At 69.4% G+C, this 21,034-nt stretch carries 22 protein-coding genes and 1 pseudogene; 5 read left to right on the top strand and 18 right to left on the bottom strand.

Features of this window, described 5'->3' with window-relative positions:
* Positions 1–1,230, bottom strand: a 1,230-nt coding sequence (locus ABDV68_RS10620; RefSeq protein ID WP_343519883.1) for a DUF294 nucleotidyltransferase-like domain-containing protein, incomplete at its 3' end; no start/stop codon positions are given.
* Positions 1,231–1,330: 100 nt separating this feature from the next.
* Between ABDV68_RS10620 and ABDV68_RS10615 the strand changes: the two genes are divergently transcribed.
* Positions 1,331–1,498, top strand: a complete 168-nt coding sequence (locus ABDV68_RS10615) for a hypothetical protein (RefSeq protein WP_343519881.1) — start codon at positions 1,331–1,333, stop codon at positions 1,496–1,498.
* A gap of 223 nt (positions 1,499–1,721) precedes the next feature.
* On the opposite strand, the gene ABDV68_RS10610 is transcribed toward ABDV68_RS10615, so the two are convergent.
* From ABDV68_RS10610 to ABDV68_RS10600, 3 genes are all read right to left on the bottom strand, one after another.
* Positions 1,722–2,354 (bottom strand): sigma-70 family RNA polymerase sigma factor, encoded by a 633-nt coding sequence (locus tag ABDV68_RS10610; RefSeq protein ID WP_343519880.1) that lies wholly within the window; start codon positions 2,352–2,354, stop codon positions 1,722–1,724.
* A gap of 82 nt (positions 2,355–2,436) precedes the next feature.
* The gene (locus tag ABDV68_RS10605) at positions 2,437–2,586 is read right to left on the bottom strand and encodes a hypothetical protein (protein ID WP_343519879.1); all 150 of its coding nucleotides are present in this window, start codon (positions 2,584–2,586) and stop codon (positions 2,437–2,439) included.
* Between the two features lie 63 nt (positions 2,587–2,649).
* Complete coding sequence (locus ABDV68_RS10600; protein WP_343519878.1) at positions 2,650–3,450, bottom strand: response regulator; 801 nt, start codon at positions 3,448–3,450, stop codon at positions 2,650–2,652.
* Positions 3,451–3,684: 234 nt separating this feature from the next.
* Here ABDV68_RS10600 and ABDV68_RS10595 point away from each other — a divergent pair, with 234 nt between their 5' ends.
* The 3 genes from ABDV68_RS10595 to ABDV68_RS10585 all read left to right on the top strand — a co-directional run bounded on the left by ABDV68_RS10595 (position 3,685) and on the right by ABDV68_RS10585 (position 5,820).
* Positions 3,685–3,852 (top strand): NepR family anti-sigma factor, encoded by a 168-nt coding sequence (locus ABDV68_RS10595; protein WP_343519877.1) that lies wholly within the window; start codon positions 3,685–3,687, stop codon positions 3,850–3,852.
* Between the two features lie 24 nt (positions 3,853–3,876).
* The gene (locus tag ABDV68_RS10590) at positions 3,877–5,433 is read left to right on the top strand and encodes a histidine kinase dimerization/phosphoacceptor domain -containing protein (RefSeq protein WP_343519876.1); all 1,557 of its coding nucleotides are present in this window, start codon (positions 3,877–3,879) and stop codon (positions 5,431–5,433) included.
* Positions 5,434–5,685: 252 nt separating this feature from the next.
* On the top strand, positions 5,686–5,820 hold the full coding sequence (locus ABDV68_RS10585) for an entericidin A/B family lipoprotein (protein WP_343519874.1): 135 nt from the start codon (positions 5,686–5,688) through the stop codon (positions 5,818–5,820).
* A gap of 15 nt (positions 5,821–5,835) precedes the next feature.
* Here ABDV68_RS10585 and tatC read toward each other — a convergent pair whose 3' ends face one another.
* From tatC to ABDV68_RS10530, 11 genes are all read right to left on the bottom strand, one after another.
* A complete protein-coding gene (tatC, locus tag ABDV68_RS10580; RefSeq protein ID WP_343519873.1) occupies positions 5,836–6,618 on the bottom strand; it encodes a twin-arginine translocase subunit TatC in 783 nt (260 codons plus the stop codon).
* Entirely contained in the window at positions 6,615–7,049 is a 435-nt protein-coding gene (gene tatB / locus ABDV68_RS10575) for a Sec-independent protein translocase protein TatB (RefSeq protein WP_343519872.1), read from the bottom strand. Before tatB ends, tatC begins: the two co-directional genes overlap by 4 nt.
* Before the next feature lie 49 nt (positions 7,050–7,098).
* On the bottom strand, positions 7,099–7,338 hold the full coding sequence (locus ABDV68_RS10570) for a twin-arginine translocase TatA/TatE family subunit (RefSeq protein WP_343519870.1): 240 nt from the start codon (positions 7,336–7,338) through the stop codon (positions 7,099–7,101).
* Positions 7,339–7,366: 28 nt separating this feature from the next.
* Entirely contained in the window at positions 7,367–7,960 is a 594-nt protein-coding gene (gene scpB / locus ABDV68_RS10565) for an SMC-Scp complex subunit ScpB (RefSeq protein ID WP_343519869.1), read from the bottom strand.
* Complete coding sequence (locus ABDV68_RS10560) at positions 7,957–8,691, bottom strand: ScpA family protein (protein WP_343519868.1); 735 nt, start codon at positions 8,689–8,691, stop codon at positions 7,957–7,959. Before ABDV68_RS10560 ends, scpB begins: the two co-directional genes overlap by 4 nt.
* Positions 8,692–8,817: 126 nt before the next feature.
* Positions 8,818–9,819 (bottom strand): beta-N-acetylhexosaminidase, encoded by a 1,002-nt coding sequence (gene nagZ / locus ABDV68_RS10555; RefSeq protein ID WP_343519867.1) that lies wholly within the window; start codon positions 9,817–9,819, stop codon positions 8,818–8,820.
* A 137-nt stretch (positions 9,820–9,956) separates the two neighbouring features.
* Positions 9,957–10,718 (bottom strand): SPOR domain-containing protein, encoded by a 762-nt coding sequence (locus ABDV68_RS10550; protein WP_343519866.1) that lies wholly within the window; start codon positions 10,716–10,718, stop codon positions 9,957–9,959.
* On the bottom strand, positions 10,718–12,445 hold the full coding sequence (gene argS / locus ABDV68_RS10545) for an arginine--tRNA ligase (protein ID WP_343519865.1): 1,728 nt from the start codon (positions 12,443–12,445) through the stop codon (positions 10,718–10,720). Before argS ends, ABDV68_RS10550 begins: the two co-directional genes overlap by 1 nt.
* Before the next feature lie 55 nt (positions 12,446–12,500).
* Positions 12,501–13,421 carry an EamA family transporter RarD gene (rarD, locus tag ABDV68_RS10540; protein ID WP_343519863.1) on the bottom strand — a complete coding sequence of 307 codons (921 nt, stop codon included), beginning with the start codon at positions 13,419–13,421 and terminating at the stop codon, positions 12,501–12,503.
* Between the two features lie 87 nt (positions 13,422–13,508).
* Complete coding sequence (locus ABDV68_RS10535; protein WP_343519862.1) at positions 13,509–14,663, bottom strand: DUF1501 domain-containing protein; 1,155 nt, start codon at positions 14,661–14,663, stop codon at positions 13,509–13,511.
* A gap of 4 nt (positions 14,664–14,667) precedes the next feature.
* On the bottom strand, positions 14,668–16,086 hold the full coding sequence (locus ABDV68_RS10530; protein ID WP_343519861.1) for a DUF1800 domain-containing protein: 1,419 nt from the start codon (positions 16,084–16,086) through the stop codon (positions 14,668–14,670).
* A 220-nt stretch (positions 16,087–16,306) separates the two neighbouring features.
* Between ABDV68_RS10530 and ABDV68_RS10525 the strand changes: the two genes are divergently transcribed.
* Positions 16,307–16,582, top strand: coding sequence for a hypothetical protein (locus ABDV68_RS10525; protein ID WP_343519860.1), 276 nt, complete (start codon positions 16,307–16,309; stop codon positions 16,580–16,582).
* 121 nt (positions 16,583–16,703) lie between these two features.
* On the opposite strand, the gene ABDV68_RS10520 is transcribed toward ABDV68_RS10525, so the two are convergent.
* The 3 genes and pseudogenes from ABDV68_RS10520 to ABDV68_RS10510 all read right to left on the bottom strand — a co-directional run.
* On the bottom strand, positions 16,704–17,870 hold the full coding sequence (locus tag ABDV68_RS10520; protein WP_343519859.1) for a deoxyguanosinetriphosphate triphosphohydrolase: 1,167 nt from the start codon (positions 17,868–17,870) through the stop codon (positions 16,704–16,706).
* A 49-nt stretch (positions 17,871–17,919) separates the two neighbouring features.
* On the bottom strand, positions 17,920–19,917 hold the full coding sequence (locus ABDV68_RS10515) for an SPOR domain-containing protein (protein WP_343519857.1): 1,998 nt from the start codon (positions 19,915–19,917) through the stop codon (positions 17,920–17,922).
* A 129-nt stretch (positions 19,918–20,046) separates the two neighbouring features.
* Positions 20,047–21,034 (bottom strand): annotated as a pseudogene (locus ABDV68_RS10510) (cell division protein FtsZ); the annotation flags it as partial.

Below are 21,034 nucleotides of genomic sequence, written 5' to 3'. Positions count from 1 at the left end.
AGCATCTCGGTGGCGGAGTGCGCCCTCGCCTTCCAACGAATCATAGACCCGCCCGACGCGCTCGACATGCGGCCGCAACAGATCGAGCAGTTCCGCCCCGCTCGCGAGCCCGTGCAGGCAGGCGACGCGGTCGAGCGCCTCGCCCTCGGGCAGCTGGTGCGTCTGGCGGTCGTCGATCATCTGCACGCGATGCTCGATCGTGCGCAGCAGGACATAGGCCTCGGCCAGCGCCGCGGCGTCCGCCGGGTCGATGCGCTCCGCGGCGGCGAGCGCGCCCAGCGCATCCAGCGTCGCCGGCGCGCGCAACTCGGGATCGCGGCCGCCATGGATGAGCTGGTGAATCTGCGCGAAGAACTCGACCTCGCGAATCCCGCCGCGCCCGCGCTTCAGGTCGTAGCCCGGCCCGAACGCCTGGCCCTGCGCATGGTGATCGCGGATACGCCGCGAAATGCCGCGGATCTCGCGGATCGTCCCGTAGTCGAGCGCGCGCCGCCACACGAACGGGCGGATCGTTTCGAGGAACTGCTGGCCGAGCACCCTATCCCCGGCCGCGGCGCGCGCGCGGATGAACGCGGCGCGCTCCCATGGCAGCGCCTGCGATTCATAATAGGAGATCGCCGCTTCCGCCGGCAGCACGATCGGCGTCACCTCGGGCGAGGGCCGCAGGCGCAAGTCGATGCGCAGCACATAGCCGTCGGCGTCGCGCGCCTGCAGCAGCTCGACCACGCGCCGCCCGACCCGCACCGCCGCTTCCTCGGGCGCCTCGCGTTCGCGATGCGGGAAGCTCGCGGGATCGAAGATCAGGATCGGATCGATGTCCGATGAATAGTTGAGCTCGCAGCTGCCCTGCTTGCCCAGCGCGATCGCGGCAAAGCCGTCGGGAGCGGCGCCCGGCACCCGCTCCGCGACCGCGGCGGCGATCGCAGTGTCGAGCGCATAGTCCGCGAACTCCGAGAGCGCGCGTGTCGCCGCGCGGAAGTCGAGCAGTCCGGCAAGGTCGCCGATCGCGACCATCAGCGCGAGCCGCCGCCGCTCGATCCGCAGCCGCCGCGCCACCGGCATGCCGGCATCGTCGATGCGTGCCGCCGCGAGCGGATCGGTCACGCCGCGGGCCAGCCGGACGACGGTATCGGCCTCGCGCTCGATCAGATTCGCCAGGAAAGGCGACCAGCGCCGCGCCCGCTCGAGCGCCGCGTCCAGCGCGCCCGGATCACCGTCCATCGAATTCATCGGACCGGGTCAGACCATCCCCAATCTTGATGTCAAGCAACAAATCGGCACTTCGGTCGTTTGAATGTTCATGGTTCGTCACGTTAACCGACCCAGCGATATGCGGCACGCAAATGGCCATGAGAATGGCTATCGCGTCGAGTTGCCGCGCGTCCACGACGCGATCGGCTCGGTGCTGCGCGGCGCGTATGAGCGCGATCCGGATCTTCCGGAAGACATGGTGCATCTGCTCAAGCAGATGAACGACAAGCGGCACATGGGCCGCTGAGGCGGGCACGCACACGGATATTCATCCGCTCGTCGCCGGGCCGCATCGACTTTTAGCCAATCTCCAATCCTCCCCCGCCAAGGGGAGGTGGCAGGCGCAGCCTGACGGAGGGGGCGGACGGCGACCAACGAGCGGCGGGGCTCCTCCCCCTCCGTCGCCTTCGGCGCCACCTCCCCCTGGCGGGGGAGGATTGAAATGTCGCGATATAGAAAGGTGTCCGCGGTCAGCGCTCGCGGCTGAGCTGGTCCACTTCGTCCATGATCGTGTCGAGCGCGGTGCGGCCGTCGCTCTCGGTGTCGCGGCGCGAGGGCAACTGGCCGTCGGCCATCAGCCCCTCGAGCGCGACGCGCCCGCGCGCGACGCGGCTCTTGATCGTGCCGACCGCGACGCCGCAGATCTCCGCCGCTTCCTCATAGGCGAAGCCCCCCGCCCCGACCAGGATCAGCGCCTCGCGCTGCGGCTGGGGCAAGTGCATCAGCGCGCGCTGCATGTCGGCGAGATCGACATGGCGGTCCTGGCTCGCCGGCGCGGCGAGCAGCCGGTCGGCGACGAGATCGTCCCACTCGCCCTTGAACCGCGCGCGGCGCATCTGGCTGAGATAGAGGTTGCGCAGGATGATGAAGGTCCAGGCGCGCATGTTGGTGCCCGCCTGGAAGCGCTTGCGCGCCGCCCACGCCTTGAGCAGCGTTTCCTGCACGAGATCGTCGGCGACGTCGCGGCTGCCCGACAACGAGCGGCCGAACGCGCGCAGGTGCGGGATCACCGTCGCAAGCTGAGTCTTGAACTCGGGATCGGAGAGCGAGACATGCTCGGCCGGCGGATTGTCCTGCTCGCCTTCCTGCTCGGTGTCGGTCATTCGGGTCCGTTCAGTTGATTCCGCTGAGCGCGGCAACGTTCGAGATAGGTTTACCGGCCGCATCTGCCAGCCCGCAACCTGCTCAAAGCAGCAGATAAATGGCGTAGATGACGATGATCGCCACCAACGACACCGCGAGGATGTAGCGGGTCATGTGCGGTGTCGCACCGGCGCGAGCGCGGTCGGTGTCGATGTGCATGGAGTCGTTCGGGTTCTCGTTCGGGTCAGCCATGCACCATCAACACGCAAGGACCGTTTTGGGTCCGTAAGAAATGGAACTTCGGTCCAAAATCGGTCAGGCCGCCGGCACCGTCGATTGATCGAAGAACAGCGCCTGGCTGATCGCCGCCTTCACTGTCGAGCGCTGGAACGGCTTGGTGATCAGGAAGGTCGGCTCGGGCCGCTCGCCGGTCAGCAGCCGCTCGGGGAAGGCAGTGATGAAGATCACCGGCACGCTGAATTGCGCCAGGATGTCCTTGACCGCATCGATGCCCGAGCTGTCGTCGGCGAGCTGGATGTCGGCGAGCACCAGGCCGGGCCGGTCCTCCATCGCCAGCGCCACCGCCTCGTCGCGGGTGACGGCGACGCCGGTCACCTCATGCCCCTGATCGCGCACGATCGTCTCCAGATCCATCGCGATCAGCGGCTCGTCCTCGATGATCAGCACGCGCGCGCGCGTCTGGCTGTCGATCTCGGCCAGCGCCTCGGCGACCAGGCCGTCGACCGAATCCGGCGTCTCCTCGAGCAGATAGGCGGTGTCCTCGCTGGTGAAGCCTTCCATCGCGGTCAGCAGCAGCGCCTGGCGCGAACGCGGCGCGAGCCGGGCGAGCCGGGCGCGGGCGATCGCCTCGTTGTCGCTGGTGGCGTCGACCTCCTCGGGATATTCCTCGAGATGGGTCGAGCCCCAGATCGCCTGGAACGTGCGGTAGAGGCCGAGCCGCGGATCGACGTCGCGGGGGAATTCCTCCGGCGCGGCGACGATGGCTTCCAGCGTGGCGCGGACATAGCGGTCGCCCTCCGCCTGGCTCCCGGTGAGCGCCCGCCCGTAGCGGCGCAGGAAGGGAAGGTGCGGAGCGAGTTGCTGTCCAAGCGACATGGTCTTGTATTTCTCCTTCGGCGTCGCCGCCCTTGTGCTGGCGGCGCATAGGCATTGCAAGTAGCGCTGCTGGTCCGAAGAAGGCCCCTCCCCGGATTTCGCATCGCCAGTGGAACCAACGAGCCGTAAAATGGTTTCACGCGTCGAACACGCTTGTATCTGTGTGTTCCCGGCATCTTGCGGTCGGTGGTTTTTTTGTGCATCCGCCCATCCCAGGGCTTTGAGGGGGACGAAGTGCGTTCGGCCGAGGAGAAACGAAAAGAGCCGCTGGGGCGGACTGGCGGCGGGATGGCCACACGCAAGGACCGTAATATCGGTGAGGCGCTGCGCCGCGTCTATCAGGACGCCGCGGATGAGAAGGTCCCCGACGATCTGCTCGATCTCTTGAGCAAGCTCGATTAACCATGCCCGATGGACGGGGATGAATTGAAGCGCCGGACCGGCGTCCGGCCCCTTGCCGCCATCGCGCGGATGCCGACCGGGGCCAAAGTCTTCCTGATCCTGAGCGCGGGCCTGCTGCCCCTGGCGCTGATCGCATTCTTCGCCTCGCTGCAGACCACGCGCGTCGCCGACCAGGAGGTGCGCGGGCGGCTTCGCGTGGCGATCGCCGAATCCGCGCGCGCGTTGCGCAGCGAGCTCGCCTGGGAGCTGCGCGAACTGCGCGGCGCGCTGCCCGCCACGCGCGGCGCATCACCCAATTGCGGCCGGCTCGCCGGCGTGTTCGAGCCGCAGGCGATGAACGGGGTGCGCTACGCCCTGCTCGACGACAACCGCCGCCTGCTGTGCGGCGCGCCGCTGCCCTCGGTGAGCGGCGAGCGGCTGGGGAATGGCGAATCCGTCATCCGGCTGCTGCCCGATTCGGGGGCGCAGATCGAAGTGGTGAGCCCGGACGGCTATATCGCGCGCGGCTTCTTCCCGACCGCCTTCCTCGCCGCTTCCGCCGAGCCGAGCGGGATGACGCGCGACTATGGCATGCGGCTCGAGGGGAATGCCCAGTCGCTCGAGCTGCGGAGGCTGGCGTCGAGCGGGCCGCTCGACCGGCGCGAGACCCAACAAGTCGATCTCGGCGTGCAGGGGCTGACACTCCAAATGGCGGTCGCCAGCGCGCCGATCACCTCGTCGATGGTGATCGCGGCGCTGTCGCCGTTCCTGATGTGGTTCCTCGCCGCCGGGATCGCCTGGTTCGTGGTCGACCGGCTGCTGATCCGCCCGCTGCGCCGGCTGCGCACGACCGTCGGCGCCTATCAGCCGGGCGAGCTGATCGACCCCATTTCGGGCAGCGACATCCCCGCCCAGGAGATCCGCGAGCTCGGCGACACCTTCCGCGGCCTCAGCCGCACCGTGCAGGACCACGAGCGCGACCTCGCCGAGGGCCTGTCACGGCAGACCAAGCTGACGCGCGAGGTCCATCACCGCGTCAAGAACAACCTGCAGGTGATCGCCAGCCTGATCAATTTCCACGCGCGCGGCGCCAAATCGGGCGAGGCGCTCGCCGCCTATGCCTCGATCCAGCGCCGCGTCGATGCGCTCGCGGTGGTCCATCGCCACCATTATGCCGGGTTCGAGGAGACGCGCGGGATCGAGATCCGGCCGGTGATCGGCGAGCTCGCCTCGAATATCCGCGCCACCGCCCCCGACGACACCGCCGTGGGGATCGTGCTCGATATCGATCCCTGGCTCGTGTCGCAGGACAATGCCGTCGCGATCGCCTTCCTGATCACCGAGATCGTCGAGCTGGCGATGAATTCGAGCGCGACCGCGCAGCTGCATATCTCGATGAAGGACGCGGTCGAGGAACCGGGCCAGGCGATGCTCCGCATCCAGTCGCCGGCGCTGGCCGAAAGCCCGGAATTCACCAGCCTCTACGAAAACCGCTATGGCCGCGTGATCGGCGGCCTGGCCCGCCAGCTGCGCTCGCAGCTTCGGCACGACGCGGTGACGGGCAGCTTCGAACTGCCGGTCACGTCCCCCGGGCGGCTCTAAAAAAAATCGAAAAAATTTCGCGGCGACGCGGAACCACTGGTCGGAAGCATCGTTCTGCACCTCGGATAGTGACCTTTTGCCCCCCCGCTCTCGCTATCCACGAAACAGGCCCGGACGCGTCAACCCTCCCCCCCCCGGTGACGCGTCCGGGCCTAATTCTTTCTCATCCCGGCAGATTTTTGCACCGCAACGCTTGCGGAACGAATCCGGCTGGTCGAGCATTTCAAGCTTCGCAACGAGTGGAGAAATATGATGCGTAAGGTTCTTGCGCTGGCGCTGATCGCCAGCGGCCTCGCTCTGTCGGCCTGCAATACGGTCGAGGGCGTCGGCAAGGACGTCAAATCGGCGGGCGACACGGTCGCCAAGACCGCGGACGACGCCAAGTAATCGGGCTGGTAAAGCCTATTCCCCTGCGGCGGCTTCGGCCGCCGCTTCCTTTTCACGCCGGCGCCGCGTGAACCAGATCGCCACCAGCGACAGGAAATAGAGGCCGCAGAGCGGTCCGGCGAGCAACAGCTGCGAGCCGATATCCGGCGGAGTCAGTACCGCAGCGACCGCGAACGCCGCCACCACCGCATAGCGCCACGCGCCCTTCAATTGCTCATAGGTGACGATCCCCGCACGCTCGAGCAGCATCAGCAGCACCGGCAGCAGGAACGAGATGCCGAAGGCGAACAGGAACTGCATCACGAAATCGAGATAATTGCCGACCGCGGGCAGGGCCTCCTGCTTGACGCCGCCACCCAGGTCGCCCTCGAGCCCGAGCAGGAAGTGCAGCGCCACCGGAATGGCGAAGAAATAGGCCAGCGCGCAGCCCAGCGCGAACAGGATCGGCGTCGCGAAGAGGAACGGCAGCAGCGCCTTCTTCTCCTTGCGGTACAGGCCCGGTGCGACGAACTGCCACAGCTGGTTGGCGATCACCGGGAAAGACAGCATCAGCGCGCCGAAGAAGCCGACCTTGATCTGCACCATGAAGGCTTCGAAGATCTGGGTGAACACCAGCCGGTCCTGCCCCGCCTTGGCCAGCGGCTGCACCAGGACGCCGAAGATCGGCTTGGAGAAATAGAAGCAGACCAGGAAGGTCAGCACCAGCGCGGCGACGCAATAGACCAGCCGTCGGCGCAGCTCGATCAGGTGATCGAGCAGCGGTGCTTCGGTGCCGGCGAGTTCGTCGGCGTCGCTCACGACGCAGCCTTCTTGCGCGGCGCGCGAGGCTTGCGGGCGGGCTTGGCCGGCGCTTCGTCGAGCACCGCATCGGCGGCGTCCGGCTTCAGCGCGGGCGGCTCGACCGTCGCTGGCGGCACATCTTCGGGCTCGACCGTGGACGGCGCCGCGCCGTCGGGATTGGGATCATAGACCGGCGCGGGCAGCGCCTTCTCGGGCGGATAGTCGCGCATGATGCGCGCATTCTCTTCCGCCCACTTCTTTTCCATCTCGGCCAGTTCGGCCTCGCGGACCATGTTGTCGAAGCCGCTGCGGAACTGGCGCGCGACCCCGCGTGCCTTGCCGACCCAGTGGCCGACGAAGCGCATCGCTTTCGGGAGATCCTTGGGCCCGATCACCAGCAGGGCGACGATCGCCACCACCAGGAATTCGGGCGCGTTGAAATCGAGCATCTGGTCCCGTCACTCCGGCGCCGCCCGGGAGCGCCCCGGGCCGGTCGCGTCAGCGCTCTTCGTGCGCCGGGCGCGCTTCGGTCTGCGCCTGGGGCTGCGGGTCGGGGACTCGCTTCGCCTCGATCTTTTCGGCGGGCTTGGCCATCTCGTCTTCCTCGGCCATGCCCTTCTTGAACTGCTTGATGCCCTTGGCCACGTCACCCATCATGTTCGAGAAGCGGCTGCCCCCGAACAGAAGGATCACGAGAACACCGACGATCAGCCAGTGCATCAGACTCATACCACCCATCGGAACTCTCCGTTGATTCCCGGGCTATCTAGTCCTCTTCGTCAGCGGTTTCCATGTTTTCCGCACCGGAATGCGCGGCCTCGAACGCCAAGTCGACGGGATCGAGCAATCCGGCCGCCCGCAGATCGTCGATTCCGGGCAGGTCGCGGCGGCTGGCGAGGCCGAAATGAGTGAGGAATTCAGCCGTCGTGGCGAACATCAGCGGGCGCCCCGGCACCTCGCGCCGGCCGGCGGGGCGGATCCACCCCGCCTCCATCAGCACGTCGAGCGTGCCCTTCGAAATCTGCACGCCGCGGATCGCCTCGATCTCGGCGCGCGTCACCGGCTCGTGATAGGCGATGATCGCCAGCGTCTCGATTCCCGCGCGGCTGAGCTTGCGGCTGTCCTCGCGATCGCGACGCAGGAAATTGGCGAGGTCGGCCGCAGTCTGGAAATGCCAGCGCCCGCCGCGCTCGACCAGCTCGATTCCGCGCCCGGCATAATGTTCGGCGAGCGCCGCCAGCGCCGCCGCGACATCGGGTTCCTCGCCGACATAGGCGCGGATATCCGCCACCGACAGCGGGTCCTCCGACGCGAACAACACCGCTTCCACCGCACGCATCGTCTCGTCGGGAGGAGTCATGCCTGGGCAGCCTTGAGGTAAAGCGGCGCAAAGGCCGATTTCTGCTTGAGTTCCACCCTGCCCTGCCGCGCCAGCTCGAGCGCGGCGACGAACGAGGAGGCAAGCGCGGACTTGCGGTACGGCCCCTCGGCGTCCGCAGGCAGGAAGCTCTCGATCGCCGTCCAGTCGATGCGCTCGCCGACCAGTTCCGAGACGCGAATGATCGCATCCTCCAGCGTCATTACCGGCCGCACCGCGACGACGTGCATCACCGGCCGGGTGCGCGCGCTGATCTGGCCATAGGCGGCGATCAAATCGTAGATCTCGGCCTGCCAGCGCGACTTGCGCACGACCTTGAGCCCCTCGGGCGCGCCGCGCGCGAACACGTCGCGCCCCATCCGGTCGCGCGCCACCAGCCGCGCGCCCGCCTCGCGCATCGCGTTGAGGCGCTCGAGGCGGAGCTGGAGACGAAGCGCCAGTTCCTCGGGGCTCGGCTCGATCTCGGGATCGCGCGGGAGCAGCAGCGCCGATTTGAGATAGGCCAGCCACGCCGCCATCACGAGATAGTCGGCCGCGACCTCGAGCTTGAGCTCGCGCGCCTCGTTCACATAGGTGAGATACTGGTCGACCAGCTGCAGGATCGAGAGCTGGCGCAAGTCGACCTTCTGCGTCCGCGCCAGCGCGAGCAGCAGGTCGAGGGGCCCCTCCCAGCCGTCAATGTCGATCGTCAGGGTTTCGGTCGCCTCGCTCATGAGACTCTTCCCGTCACCCCGGCCTTGTGCCGGGGTCCACCTTGCCGCGTGCGCTGACATTTCAGTTCATGCCGCATCGCTCGGCGTGCAGTGGACCCCGGCACAAGGCCGGCGTGACGAAGGGCGCTAAGCCAGCGCAAGCAGCTCGTCCCGTTTCGCCAGCAGCGCATCCATCGGCGCTTCCTCGGGCCGCACGCTCGCCATCGCGCGTTCGAGCCGCGCCAGCGTCGCCTCGGACGCATCGCCGAGCCGCCCGGCGATCTCGACCATCTCCTCCATCCGCGCCCAGCAATCGAGCGCGACATCGCATCCCGCGGCGATCGCCGCCGCCGCCTTCTCGCCCGCGGTGCCCGACAACGCCTTCATGTCGATGTCGTCAGTCATCAACAGGCCGTCGAAGCCAATACGGCCGCGGATCACCTCGGAAATCACCGTCGGCGAGAGCGTCGCGGGACGATCGGCATCCCACGCCTCGAACACGACATGGCAGGTCATCCCCATCGGCGCGCCATTGAGCGTGCGGAACGGCGCGATGTCGCGCTCCAGCTCGGCCTCGGAGGCCTTGACCACCGGCAGCTCGTAATGGCTGTCGACCACGCCGCGGCCGTGGCCCGGCATGTGCTTGACCACGCCGACCACGCCGCCCTTCGCGAGTCCGTCGAGCATCGCCCGGCCAAGCGCGGCGACCTGCATCGGCTCGCTGCCGAAGGTCCGCTCGCCCACCGCGGGAGTCGTCTCGGACTGGCGCACGTCGAGCAACGGCGCGCAGTTCACGTTGACCCCGACCTCGGCCAGCATCAGCGCGAGCGCCTGGGCATTGGCCCGGACTGCCTCGATCGCCGAGGAGGGCGCGCGATCGTAGAGGCTGTCGAACGCGGGCCCCGCGGGGAACGCGGGCCATTCGGGCGGCTGCATCCGCGCGACGCGACCGCCCTCCTGGTCGATCAGGACGGGTACGTCGGCGCGGCCGGAAAGCTCGCGCAGGCTGTCGGTCAGCGCCCGCATCTGCGCGCGATCGACGCAGTTGCGCTTGAACAGGATATAGCCGAGCGGGTCCGCCTCACGGAAGAAGGCGCGCTCGTCGGCGGTGAGCTCGGCGCCCGACAGGCCGAAGATGACCGGCTTCATGCCGCGTCCTCCACCGCGCAAGTTGACAAAGTTGAGACCCTCGCACGCATTCGAACGACCGAACCAAACCGACTGATCATCCGCCGACTAGATCAGGCGAAGTCCAACTTTTCCAGTGGAAAGCGCTCGGCCGGTACTCAGTTCGGCGCCAGGAAGCACGCCTCGCCCGCCGCTCGCAGCTTGCCGCACAGCTCGCGCGCCTGGCTGTTGGAGCCGGCGTTGACGCGCAGGCGATAGACGGTCTTGCCGTTGACCTCGGCCTTCTCGACCGACTTGCCGAGCGGGGCGAGATAGTCGAACCGCTTGGACAGCCGCGCCCAGGCGCCGTTCGCACTGCCTTCGACCGGGAACGAGCCGAGCTGGATCACCGAGCTGCCCGCCGAAGGTCCCGGCGCGCGCTGCGACGGCGCCGCCGCGCGGGCCGCGGGCGGGGCGGCGGGAACCGGCGCGGTGACGCGGCTCGATCCGGTCACCGGCGCCGGGGTCGCCTTGGGCGCGGCCTTGCCCGCGACCGGCGCCTCGGGCAGCGCGCCGACATTGATCGAGCCGTTGGTGGTCGCGCCTTCGCTCGCCGCGAAGACGGTGTCGCCCTCACCGTCGACCTTCATCCCGCCGGGATCGTCGGGCTTGACCTTATAGTCGCCCTCGGCCGCGTTGATCAGCGCGCCGCTACCTCCGCCCCCGCCGCCATTGCGCTGGAGCGCCCACCAGCCGCCGACCGCGGCGAGCACGACCGCGAGACCGGCGGCGACGAGCCACAGCGTGCGCGCCACCGGCGGCCGCTCCTCATAATCCTCGTCCGCCGTCTCGAGCCAGGGCAGCCGGTCGCCGCTCTCATACTCGTCGACCGCCGCCGCGTCGGCTTCGGTCTCGACCGGCTTATCCTCTCCTGCGTTCATCAGTTCAGCTCCTGAACCGCCTCCACGCCCATGATGCTGAGGCCATTGCGAACAACCTGCCCGATCGCATCGGCGAGGAAAAGCCGGGCACAAGTCACCGGTACATTGTCGGGCAGCAGGAAGCGGCGCGCGGGATCGTCGTTGCCCATGTTCCACAGCGCGTGGAACTCGGCCGCCAAGTCATAGAGATAAAAGGCGATTCTGTGCGGCTCGCGCGCCGCGGCGGCGCCCTCGACGACACGCGGGAACTGCGCGGCGAGCTTCACCAGCGCCAGCTCGCGTGTATCAAGCAGGGACAGGTCGGCGCTCGCGCATGCAATTCCTGCATCCGCACGCCGGCGATGGAGCGACGCGACTCGGGCGTGGGCGTACTGGACGTAGAACACCGGATTGTCCTTCGACGCCTCCACCACCTTGGCGAAATCGAAGTCCATCTGGGCGTCGGCCTTGCGCGTCAGCATGGTGAAGCGGACGACGTCCTTGCCCACCTCGTTCACGACATCGGCGAGCGTCACGAAGTTGCCCGAGCGCTTGGACATCTTGACCGGTTCGCCCGCGCGCAGCAGCCGCACCATCTGGACGAGCTTGACGTCGAAACGGGTCTTGCCGCCGGTGAGCGCCGCGACCGCGGCGACGATGCGCTTGACCGTGCCGGCATGGTCGGCGCCCCAGATGTCGATCAGCTGGTCGGCCGCCTGCGCCTTCTGGAAATGATAGGCGAGGTCGGCGCCGAAATAGGTCCATTGACCGTTCGACTTCCTGATCGGGCGATCCTGGTCGTCGCCGAATTGAGTCGAGCGGAACAGCGGCAGCTCGACCGGCTCCCAGTCCTCGGGGGTCTCGCCCTTGGGCGCTTCGAGCATGCCGTCATAGACCAGGTCGTGCTCGCGCAGCCATTTCTCGGCCGCCTCTGGCTTGCCCGCGGCCTGAAGCTCCGCCTCCGAGGCGAACAGGTCGTGATGGATGCCGAGCAGGGCGAGATCGGCCTTGATCATCACCAGCATCGCGGCAACGGCTTCCTTGCGGAACAGCACGAGCCATTCGCTCTCGGGCGCGGACGCGAATTTGTCGCCATGCTCGGCCGCGAGCTTCGCGCCGACCGGCCTGAGATAGTCGCCCGGGTAGAGGCCTTCGGGAATCTCGCCGATGTCCTCGCCCAGCGCCTCGCGGTAGCGCAGGTGCGCCGAGCGCGCGAGCGTGTCGACCTGCCCGCCCGCGTCGTTGACATAATATTCGCGCACGACCTTGTGCCCGACCCATTCGAGCAGGCTGGCGAGCGCGTCGCCGACCACCGCGCCGCGGCAATGGCCCATGTGCATCGGGCCCGTGGGATTGGCCGAGACATACTCGACGTTGACGGTGAGGCCCGCGCCGATCCGCGAACGGCCATAGGCGTCGCCTTCGGCGTTGATCGCCTCGAGTTCGCCGCGCCAGGTGGCGTCGGTCAGCGTGAGGTTGATGAAGCCCGGCCCGGCGACCGACACCGCCGAGACCTCGTCGAGCTTCGCGAGTTCGGCCGCGATCTTCTCGGCCAGCGCGCGCGGGTTGGTGCCGGCCGGCTTGGCGAGAACCATCGCGGCGTTGGTCGCGAGGTCGCCGTGCGTCACGTCGCGCGGCGGCTCCACCGTCACCGCGCGTCGCTCCAGCCCCGCCGGCAGGTCGCCCGACGCGACGAGCGCGTCGAGGGCAGCATCCAGATGAGCGGCGAAACGGGTGTAGAGCGTCATTTGCGGGTCCGATGATTGCAGAAGCGCGGGGCTCTAGCCTACCCGCGCGCGTTCGTCACGCAGTGGCGCGACGCTGCTGGCGTGCAGTCACGATCCCGCTGACGGCGTAGATCGCCAGCCCGGACCAGATCAGCGCGAAGCAGACGGCATGCGCAGAGGTCATGTGCTCGCCGAAGAAGCTGATCGCGAGCAGGAACTGCATCGTCGGGGCGAGATACTGGAGCAGGCCGAGCGTCGAATAGGGCAGCCGGCGGGCTGCGGCGGCGAACAGCAGCAGCGGAGTCGCGGTGACCACGCCCGAGATGGCGAGCACCACGGTCCATAGCGGCGTCTGCCCGAAGCCGAGCCCGGCATGGCCCGATAGCCAGAACAGATAACCCGCGGCGATCGGGGTGAGGATCGCGGTCTCGATCGTCAGCCCCTCGAGCGATTCGACCGGCGCGATCTTGCGCACCAGCCCGTAGAAGCCGAAGCTGAAGGCGAGTGCGAGGCTGATCCAGATGCCCGTCCCCGCGCCGACCGCGAGCACCGCGACGCCGATCGCAGCGAGTGCGACCGCGGCGATCTGCGCCGCGCCCAGCCGCTCGCGCAGCAGCACCACGCCGAGCAGCACGTTGACCAGCGGGTTGAGGAAATAGCCGAGGCTCGCCTCGAGCACGTGGTTGTGCTGGACCGCCCAGACATAGACCAGCCAGTTGATCGAGATCAGCGCGGCGCTGATGCCGAGATAGGTCATCGCGCGGCGGCTGCGGATGGCGGCGAGGAACTGCGGCACGCGGCGCAACGCGACGATCAGCACGCCCAGCAGGACGACCGACCACAGCACGCGCATCGCCACCACTTCGCCCGAATCGACGCCGTGGAGCAGCCAGAAGAACAGCGGCAACAGGCCCCAGATGCCGTACGCGCCGAGCCCCTGGAGCAGGCCGGTGCGGTCGAGGCGCTCGGGCGCTGGCTGGGGATCGGCACGAGCCATGCGCGCCAAGTAGGCACGATGCCGCACCGCGCCAAGGCATCGTGCCTATCGCGCGGCGAAGCAATGGTTGCGGCTGAAACCTTACGGTCAGGCGCGCACGAGACCGTCGATCACTCTGGCGCTCTTCTGATCGGGGAACAGCGTGGGCATTGCGCGCTGCGGATCGATCGCGAAGTGCGAGGCGACCGCGCTGCCGATCACCGCGTCGAGGCCGGCGGTGGGCTTGAGGTCGCGGCCTTCGAATAGCGCGGCGTCGGACAGGCCGGGCCAGTCGGCCACCACGCGCCCGCCCTTGACCGCGCCGCCGAGCAGCCAGGCGACCGACGCGGTGCCGTGATCCGTGCCCTGGGTGCCGTTGACCTTGACCGTGCGGCCGAACTCGGTCGCGACCAGCACCATCGTCTTGCCCCACAGCGGGCCGAGCCCGGTCTTGAGCGCCGCGATCATCTGGTCGAGCCCGTTGAGCTGGTTGCCGAGCCGCCCGCGCTGGCCGGCATGCGTATCCCAACCGCCGGTCTCGATCATCGCGATCCGCGCACCATTGCCGGCGGCGAGCAGCTTGGCGGCGAGCGCGCCGGTCGCGGCGGCGTTGCGCCCGCCATTGGCACCGAGATCGCTGGTCAAGGTGCGCGTCGCGGTCGCCTGCTGCCACAGCGCGTGGAGCTGCGGATCCCCGGCATAGAGGGTGGCGACGCGCGCGAGCAGGTCATCCGACGCGTCGGGCAGGACCGACGGGGCGTAGGACGTCACCTCGATCTTGCCGCGCATCGCCATCGGGATCGTCGCGGCGACCGCGATCGCCTTGCGCTCCTCGTCGGGCAGCACCGCGAGCAGCCGGTTGAGCCAGCCGTCCTTGAGCTGATAGGCCGACGTACCGCCAGTCTCGAGCACGTTCTGCGCGTCGAAATGCGAGCGATCGCGATAGGGCGAGGCGACAGCGTGGACGAACAGCGCCTCCTTCGCCGCAAAAAGCTGCGCGACATTCTTGAGATTGGGGTGCAGCGCGAACATCGCGTCGAGCTTGGTCCCTTGCGCGAACTCCTCGGCGAGCACGCCGCGCTGAGCGGCGAAGGCGGGGTCGCCGACCGGCGCCAGCGTGCCGATGCCGTCGGCGGCGCCGCGCTGGATAATGAAGACGAAGCGCTTGTCGGTTGCGGCCTGCGCGAAGGCGAGGCGCGGCGCGAAGCCCAGCGAAAGTGCGCCCGCGGTACCGGTCAGGACGAAATTGCGGCGGTTCAGCATTGGACTATCTCCGCATGAATTCGGGCGAGACGAGCATCAGCGCGACGCCCTGGGCAGGGCTTTCGGCACGGGCGATCGCCTGGCTGGTGGTGGCGCTGAGTGCGCCCGGGAAGAGTTCGGCGGCACGCGCGCGCGGGTCGATCGTCTCGCGGGTGCGCGCGGCGAAGCGCTCCGCCGCCTCGACCCGGCGCATCACCGCGTCGGGGCCGGCCCAGCTCGCCGCGATGTCGTCATAGCCGGCCGGCGAACCCGGCCGCCACACCGGCTGGCCGAGCTGAGTCATCAGGCCGAGCACCGCCTGGGCGGGAATCTCCTGCGTGCCGAGCGCGCGCATTGCCGACACGGACCATTCCCACGGCGTCTTGAACTTGACCGGCTGCGGCGCCCACGCCTCGGGCGCCTCGACCAGCGCGCGATAGACGGTGGGGAGGTCGCCACCCGACTTGAGATAGGCCGCCTCGAGCCTGGCGGTCAGTGCCGGCGGCGGATCGTCGCCCGCGAAGTGACGCGCGAGCTTGACCGCGAGATGCCTGGCGGTCGCCGGATGCGCGGCGAGATCGTCGAGCACCGCGGCCGCCTGGGCCTGGCCTTGCTGACCATAGCTCTTGGCCATGATCGTGCGCACGCCCGGCTCGTGGATGCGCGGGGCGAAAAAGAACTGACCGGCCTCGCCCGCGCCGCGCACCAGCCGCGCGCCCTGGCCGCGGCCCAGCCCGGATACCGTCCAGCCGGTCATCGCGCGGGCGAATTCGGTCACGTCGGCCTGGCTGTAGCCGGTGCGCACGCCGAGCGTGTGCAGCTCGAGGATCTCCCGCGCCAGATTCTCGTTGAGGCCGACGCGCCGTTTCTCCTGGCGCTCCGCGGCAAGCTGGCCCGCCGGGCTGTTCGGCCCGACCGACTGCGCCTGATCGAGATAGAGCAGCATCGCCGGATGCCGCTCGACCGCATGCAGCATGTCGCGGAACGTGCCGAGCACATGCGGGCGGATCGCGTCGAACTCCAACGCGCCGGCCAGGCCGACCATCTGCTGCTTGTCGGCCGAGACCGCGAAATGGTTGGACCAGAAATGCACGAGGCGCTCGACGAACGGCGTATCGCTGGCCACCGCCGCCTGCGCGCGCACGCCCACGGCCTGATTGTAATATTCGCGGCCGCGCTGCCGCGCGATCTTGCGCGCCTCCTCGGTCGCCACCTCGGTCTTGATGCCCTGGCGCCGCGCCTCGCGCCCGACCATCTGCACGTTGGCATAGTCGGCGGCGAGCTGAGCGGCGAGCGTCGTGGTGCGCGGGTAGGCGGCGATCGCCGCGGGCAGCACCTCGAAGCGCTCGAACTGGCGGAGCAGCGCCACCTTCGATGCCCCTTCCGCCCCCCCGGCGCGCGCGCCGAGGCCGAAGCGGTTCAGGGCGATACTGGCTTCAGACATGTGCTAACCCCTTGATCGTTCGCGAGCCAAGCTACGCGCGCTTTGTCGCAAATCTTTACCCAACCGCGCATTTCATCGATGGAACAGAACGGTTGGACGGCTGCGCGGAGCGCAATCGCGCATGCATCCTTCGCGATTGGCGGTTGCTGCATCGCAACATACAACCGTCTGCAGAACATAAGGGGATGTCGATCTGGCTCACCAGCAAGGGAGAAAGATCGTGATCAAGACCTTCATCAGCGCCGCTGTCCTTCTGAGCCTTCCGGTCGCCGCTTATGCCGGCGAGCGCAGCTTCACCCGTGACGGCGTCACCTATGTCTACACCGCCGAGCAGCGCGGCGAGACCACCGTGATCTCGGGCAAGAGCCTGCCGGGCGGCTCGGCCTATGAGCTGACCGTGCGCGGCAAGCGCGTCACCGGCCATGTCGGCGGCAACCCGGTGTCGTTCCGTATCGCCAAGCCGCTCGTCGGCAAGGTCGAGACGGCTCAGCGCTGAGCTGAACGCCCTCACCCTCCCACCGCCTATCGGCGGCGGGCCCCTTCCCTCCCAATGGGAGAGGGAGGGAGGCGCGAAGCGCCGGAAGGGTGAGGAGGCCCCGATACGGTTCGAGTTGGGCCTAAAACCCCTCGGGCAGATCGATCGGGCCGACCGCTTCGCGATACCGCGTGATCGCGTAGCGGTCGGTCATGCCGGCGATGAAGTCGGCGATGTGGCGGCTGCGCCACGGCTCGTCCGCGGGCAGGCAGTCGCCCCAACCCTCCGGCATCAGTGCCGGATCCGTCGAATAGGCGGCGAACAGCCCCGCCACGATCCCCTGCGCCGTCTCCGCCGCTGCGAGCTGGCGCGGATGGTGGTAGAGGTTCGCGTACATGAAGCGCTTGAGTGCGCGCTCCGCGTCGCGCATCGCATCGGAGAAGCCGGCGAGCGCGCGGCCGGCGGCACGGACATCCCCGGCGCGTTCCACCCCCGCTTCGGCCAGCCGCCGCCGCGTTTCCTCGAGCAGGTCGTTGACCATCACGCCGATCTGCGCGCGGACCAGCTCGCGCATCAGCCGCTTGGCGTCGGCATCGGGGAAGCGTGAACGCACCGCGTCCCAGCCGCGCGCGACCAGCGGCACCTCGAGCAGCTGGTCGAGCGTCAGCAGCCCGGCGCGCAGCCCGTCGTCGATGTCGTGATTGTCATAAGCGATGTCGTCGGCGATCGCCGCGACCTGCGCCTCGAGCGAGCTGTGCCGGTCAAGCTCCAGCGGGAATGCCGCATCCGCCGCCGCCAGCGCCCAGCCGGGATGGCGTACCGGGCCATTGTGCTTGGCCAGCCCCTCCAGCGTCTCCCAGCTCAGGTTGAGCCCGTCCCAGCCGGGATAGGGCCGCTCGATCGTCGTCAGCGCGCGCAGCGTGTGACCGTTATGGTCGAAGCCGCCCTGCCCGGCGAGCGCGGCCTTGAGCGCATCCTCCCCGGCATGGCCGAAGGGCGGGTGGCCGATATCGTGCGCCAGGCACAGCGCCTCGGTCAGATCCTCGTTGAGGCCGAGCGTGCGCGCGACGGTGCGGCCGATCTGCGCGACTTCGAGGCTGTGGGTGAGCCGCACGCGGAAATGGTCGCCGTCGGGCGCCATGAACACCTGGGTCTTGTGGCGCAGGCGGCGGAAGCTGATCGAGTGGATGATGCGGTCGCGGTCGCGCTGGAAGGCGTCGCGCGGGCCGCGTGCGGTGCTGTTTTGTTCTTCGTGAAGACGGCCGCGGCTCTCGGCCGGGTCGCTGGCATAGGGCGCCAGGCCCCTCACGCGGCTCCGTCGGATGTCGGGGTGCGAATCGCCATCGCCGCGCGATAGATCATTTCGTGGCGAGTTTCTCGATCTTCTGCCCCGCCTCGCTCGTCCAGGCGAAGGCGGATAGCCCCTTCTTGCCGATCGCGTTGACGAAGGCCTGCGCCTCGCCCGGGGTCTTGAAGGGACCGACCAGCAAGCGGTTGGTGAAGCGCAGCGGGGTGGTCCAGGCCTGTTTGCCGCGGAATTCCGCCGGCGCCTTGGCGACGAGGCTGCGCCACGCCTTGGGCAGATCGCCGACATTCGCGCCGCCCGCCACCTGCGCCCAGTGGCGCGCGGGCTCGGTCTTGGCCGGATCGGGCTTGGCCTTGGTCTTGGCGGCGGTCTGGGTGGCTGCCTTCGCGTCGGCAGTCCTGGCCTTGGCGTCGGTCGCCTTGGGGTCCGCAGTCTTGCCGCGCGGCTTCGCGGGTTCGGGCTTTTCCGGCTCCGGCTTGGGTTTCGGCTGCGCAGCGGCCGGACGCGGCCTCGGTGTCTCGGCCTTGGCGGTCTCGACCGGCGGGGAGGCGGCGGCCGGGGCCGGTTCGACGGGCGCCGGCTGGACTGGGCGATGGTTCGGCATCGGCTCGACGCCGAGCTCGGACGCCGGGATCGTGATGCCCGCGATGATCCGCGCGATGACGCTGTCCTCGCCGCCGATGCGCGGCGCGGGCGGCGTGGCTTGCGCCGTCTGGACGGGCGCGGGATCGGAAGCGCCGGGTGCGGTCCCGAAGCCGGGCGCGGGCGGCGGTGTCGTGGCCGCTTGCGTCACGGGCGTTTCCGCCGGCGTTGCCGCTGGTGTCGTGGCCGCCGGTTCGGGCGCAGGCGCCGCAGCGGCAGCCAGGCGCCGCATCTCCGCCTCGCGCGCGGCCTGTTCCGCCGCGGCGCGTTCGCGGGCTTGCGCGTCAGCCACGCGCTGCGCCTCGGCGTCGCGCGCCGCTTGCTGCTCCGCCGCGAGCCGCTCGGCTTCGCGCTGCCGCGCCGCCAGCGCCTCGCGCTCCTGCTGCGCCTTGAGGTCGGCCAGGCGCCGCGTCTCGCGTTCCTGCGCCACGCGCGCCTCCGCGACGCGACGCGCCTCCGCGTCCGCCGCGGCCTTGCGCGCTGCCTCTTCCTGCTCGCGCCGCCGCGCCGCAGCGCCGCGTCCGCCCGCGCTCAGGATCGGCCCGCGGCGAGCCTCGACGGGAGCGGGCACGAGGCGACGCGGCGGTTCCGCCGACGCCAGTGCGGCGCCCGGTTCGCTCGCGATCCGCGGCAGCGGCGGCGCCAGCTGCGCGTCGGCGATGCGCGCCGGTGTCTTGCGCAGCTCGCCGAAATGCACCGCGAACGCCCTGTCCGCCGCGTTGAGCGTCGGCAGCCGCCGGAAGAAGGGCGCCAGCGCGCTGCCCACCCCGCCCATCATGCTCGCGGCGATGCGGTCGGCGCCGGCCGCGTCGCCGGTCATCGCCAGGATGAAGGCCCGCGCGCGCCACGCCGCGCGGTCGCTGCGGCGGAGCAGCGGATCGAGCACCGTCATTGCCTCGGTCGCATTGCCGCTGATGCCGAGCGACAGCGCCAGGCGCCGCCGCGTCTCGTCGTCGGGATCGCGCCGCATCGCCACGCGATGCTCGCGCTGCGCCTGCGCCTGCGCGCCGACCAGGTCATAGGCGAGCCCGCGGTCGGAAGCATATTCCTCCATCGCCAGCCCGCGCCGCTCGGCCTCGGCGAACAGCCGCAGCGCCTCGCCGGGGCGCTCCATCCGCACCATCACCATCGCCTGCCCGGCGAGCACGCGCGGATTGGTTGGATCGAGCGCCTGAGCCCGGGCGAAGAAGCCCGCGGCGGCCGACGGATCGTTGAGCCGCGCGCTGAGTTCGCCTGCCATGAGCAATGCGCGGACGTTGCGCGGGTCGCGCGCGAGCGTGCGCATCTCCTGCGCCAGCCGGTCGGCATTGGGGGTGGCGGGCGGCGCGACCTCCTGCGCGGCGGCGGGCGGCGGGACGGAGACGGCGAGCGCGGCGGCGCCCAGAAGGAGACGGAAATCAGCGTTCATGCGACTGAGGCCGCTACACCCGCGCGCACCTGAACCTGCCCTGTCGAACGCGGCCAAGGTCGCCGAAGCGGGTCAACGTAGCGACAAGGTGCGGCGGGAGCCCGCATGGAAGCCATGCGGGCGGCCCGGTTACTGGTTGTTCTGGCGGTTGAGGAAGCGCGGGATGTCGAGCGGATCCTTGTCGCCCTCATCCTTGGGCGCGTTGCGCGCCGCGGCCATGCGCTCGAACAACGTGCCGCCGGTGCGCGGCTTGGGCTGCTCCGCGACAGGCGCGGGCTCGTCGTCGCCCCCGGTGAGCCAGCGGCGGCGGATCGTCGGCTCGGGCGGGAGGTCGTCGGCACCGAAGGTCTGCGGCGCGGCCTCGGGCACCACCGCGTCCGATCCCAGCACCAGCTCGTCCGCATCGGCAGCCTGCGGGGTTTCGGCGGCGGATTCCTCGGCGGGAAGCGGCGCCTCGAGCGTCAGCTCGTCGTCGGCGGACGCAGTCTCCGGCTCGCTCACCGAGAAACCAGGTTCGGCGACGGGCTCGGGCGCGGCGGCCGGTTCGGCCGCGACCGGCGCCGGAGCTTCCGCCGCGGGCGCGAGCGGACGGCGGACCGATCCGAACGAGAAGCTGCGCGTCTCGGCCGGAGCGCTCTGCGGCGCGGCGGCGTTGGACGCATCGGCCTCGATCCCCGTTGCGACGACCGACACGCGGATCTTGCCCTCGAGCTCGGGGTTGAACGCCGAGCCCCAGATGATGTTGGCGTTGTCGTCGACCAGTTCGCGGATATGGTTCGCGGCCTCGTCGACCTCGAGCAGGCGCATGTCGTCGCCGCCCGTGATCGAGACGATCACGCCCTTGGCGCCGTTGAGCGACACGCCGTCGAGCAGCGGGTTGGCGATCGCCTGCTGCGCCGCCTCGATCGCGCGGCTGTCGCCCGACGCTTCGCCAGTGCCCATCATCGCCTTGCCCATCTCGCTCATCACCGAGCGCACGTCGGCGAAGTCGAGGTTGATCAGGCCCGGCATGACCATCAGGTCGGTGATGCCGCGCACGCCCTGCTGCAGCACCTCGTCCGCCATCTGGAACGCTTCCTTGAAGGTCGTGTTCGCGTTGGCGACCAGAAACGGCCGT

Source organism: Sphingomonas sp. (assembly GCF_039595165.1).
Taxonomy (GTDB): domain Bacteria; phylum Pseudomonadota; class Alphaproteobacteria; order Sphingomonadales; family Sphingomonadaceae; genus Sphingomonas.
The sequence above is the reverse complement of the archived record's forward strand: the minus strand, read 5'-3'. Positions and strand labels throughout refer to the sequence as shown.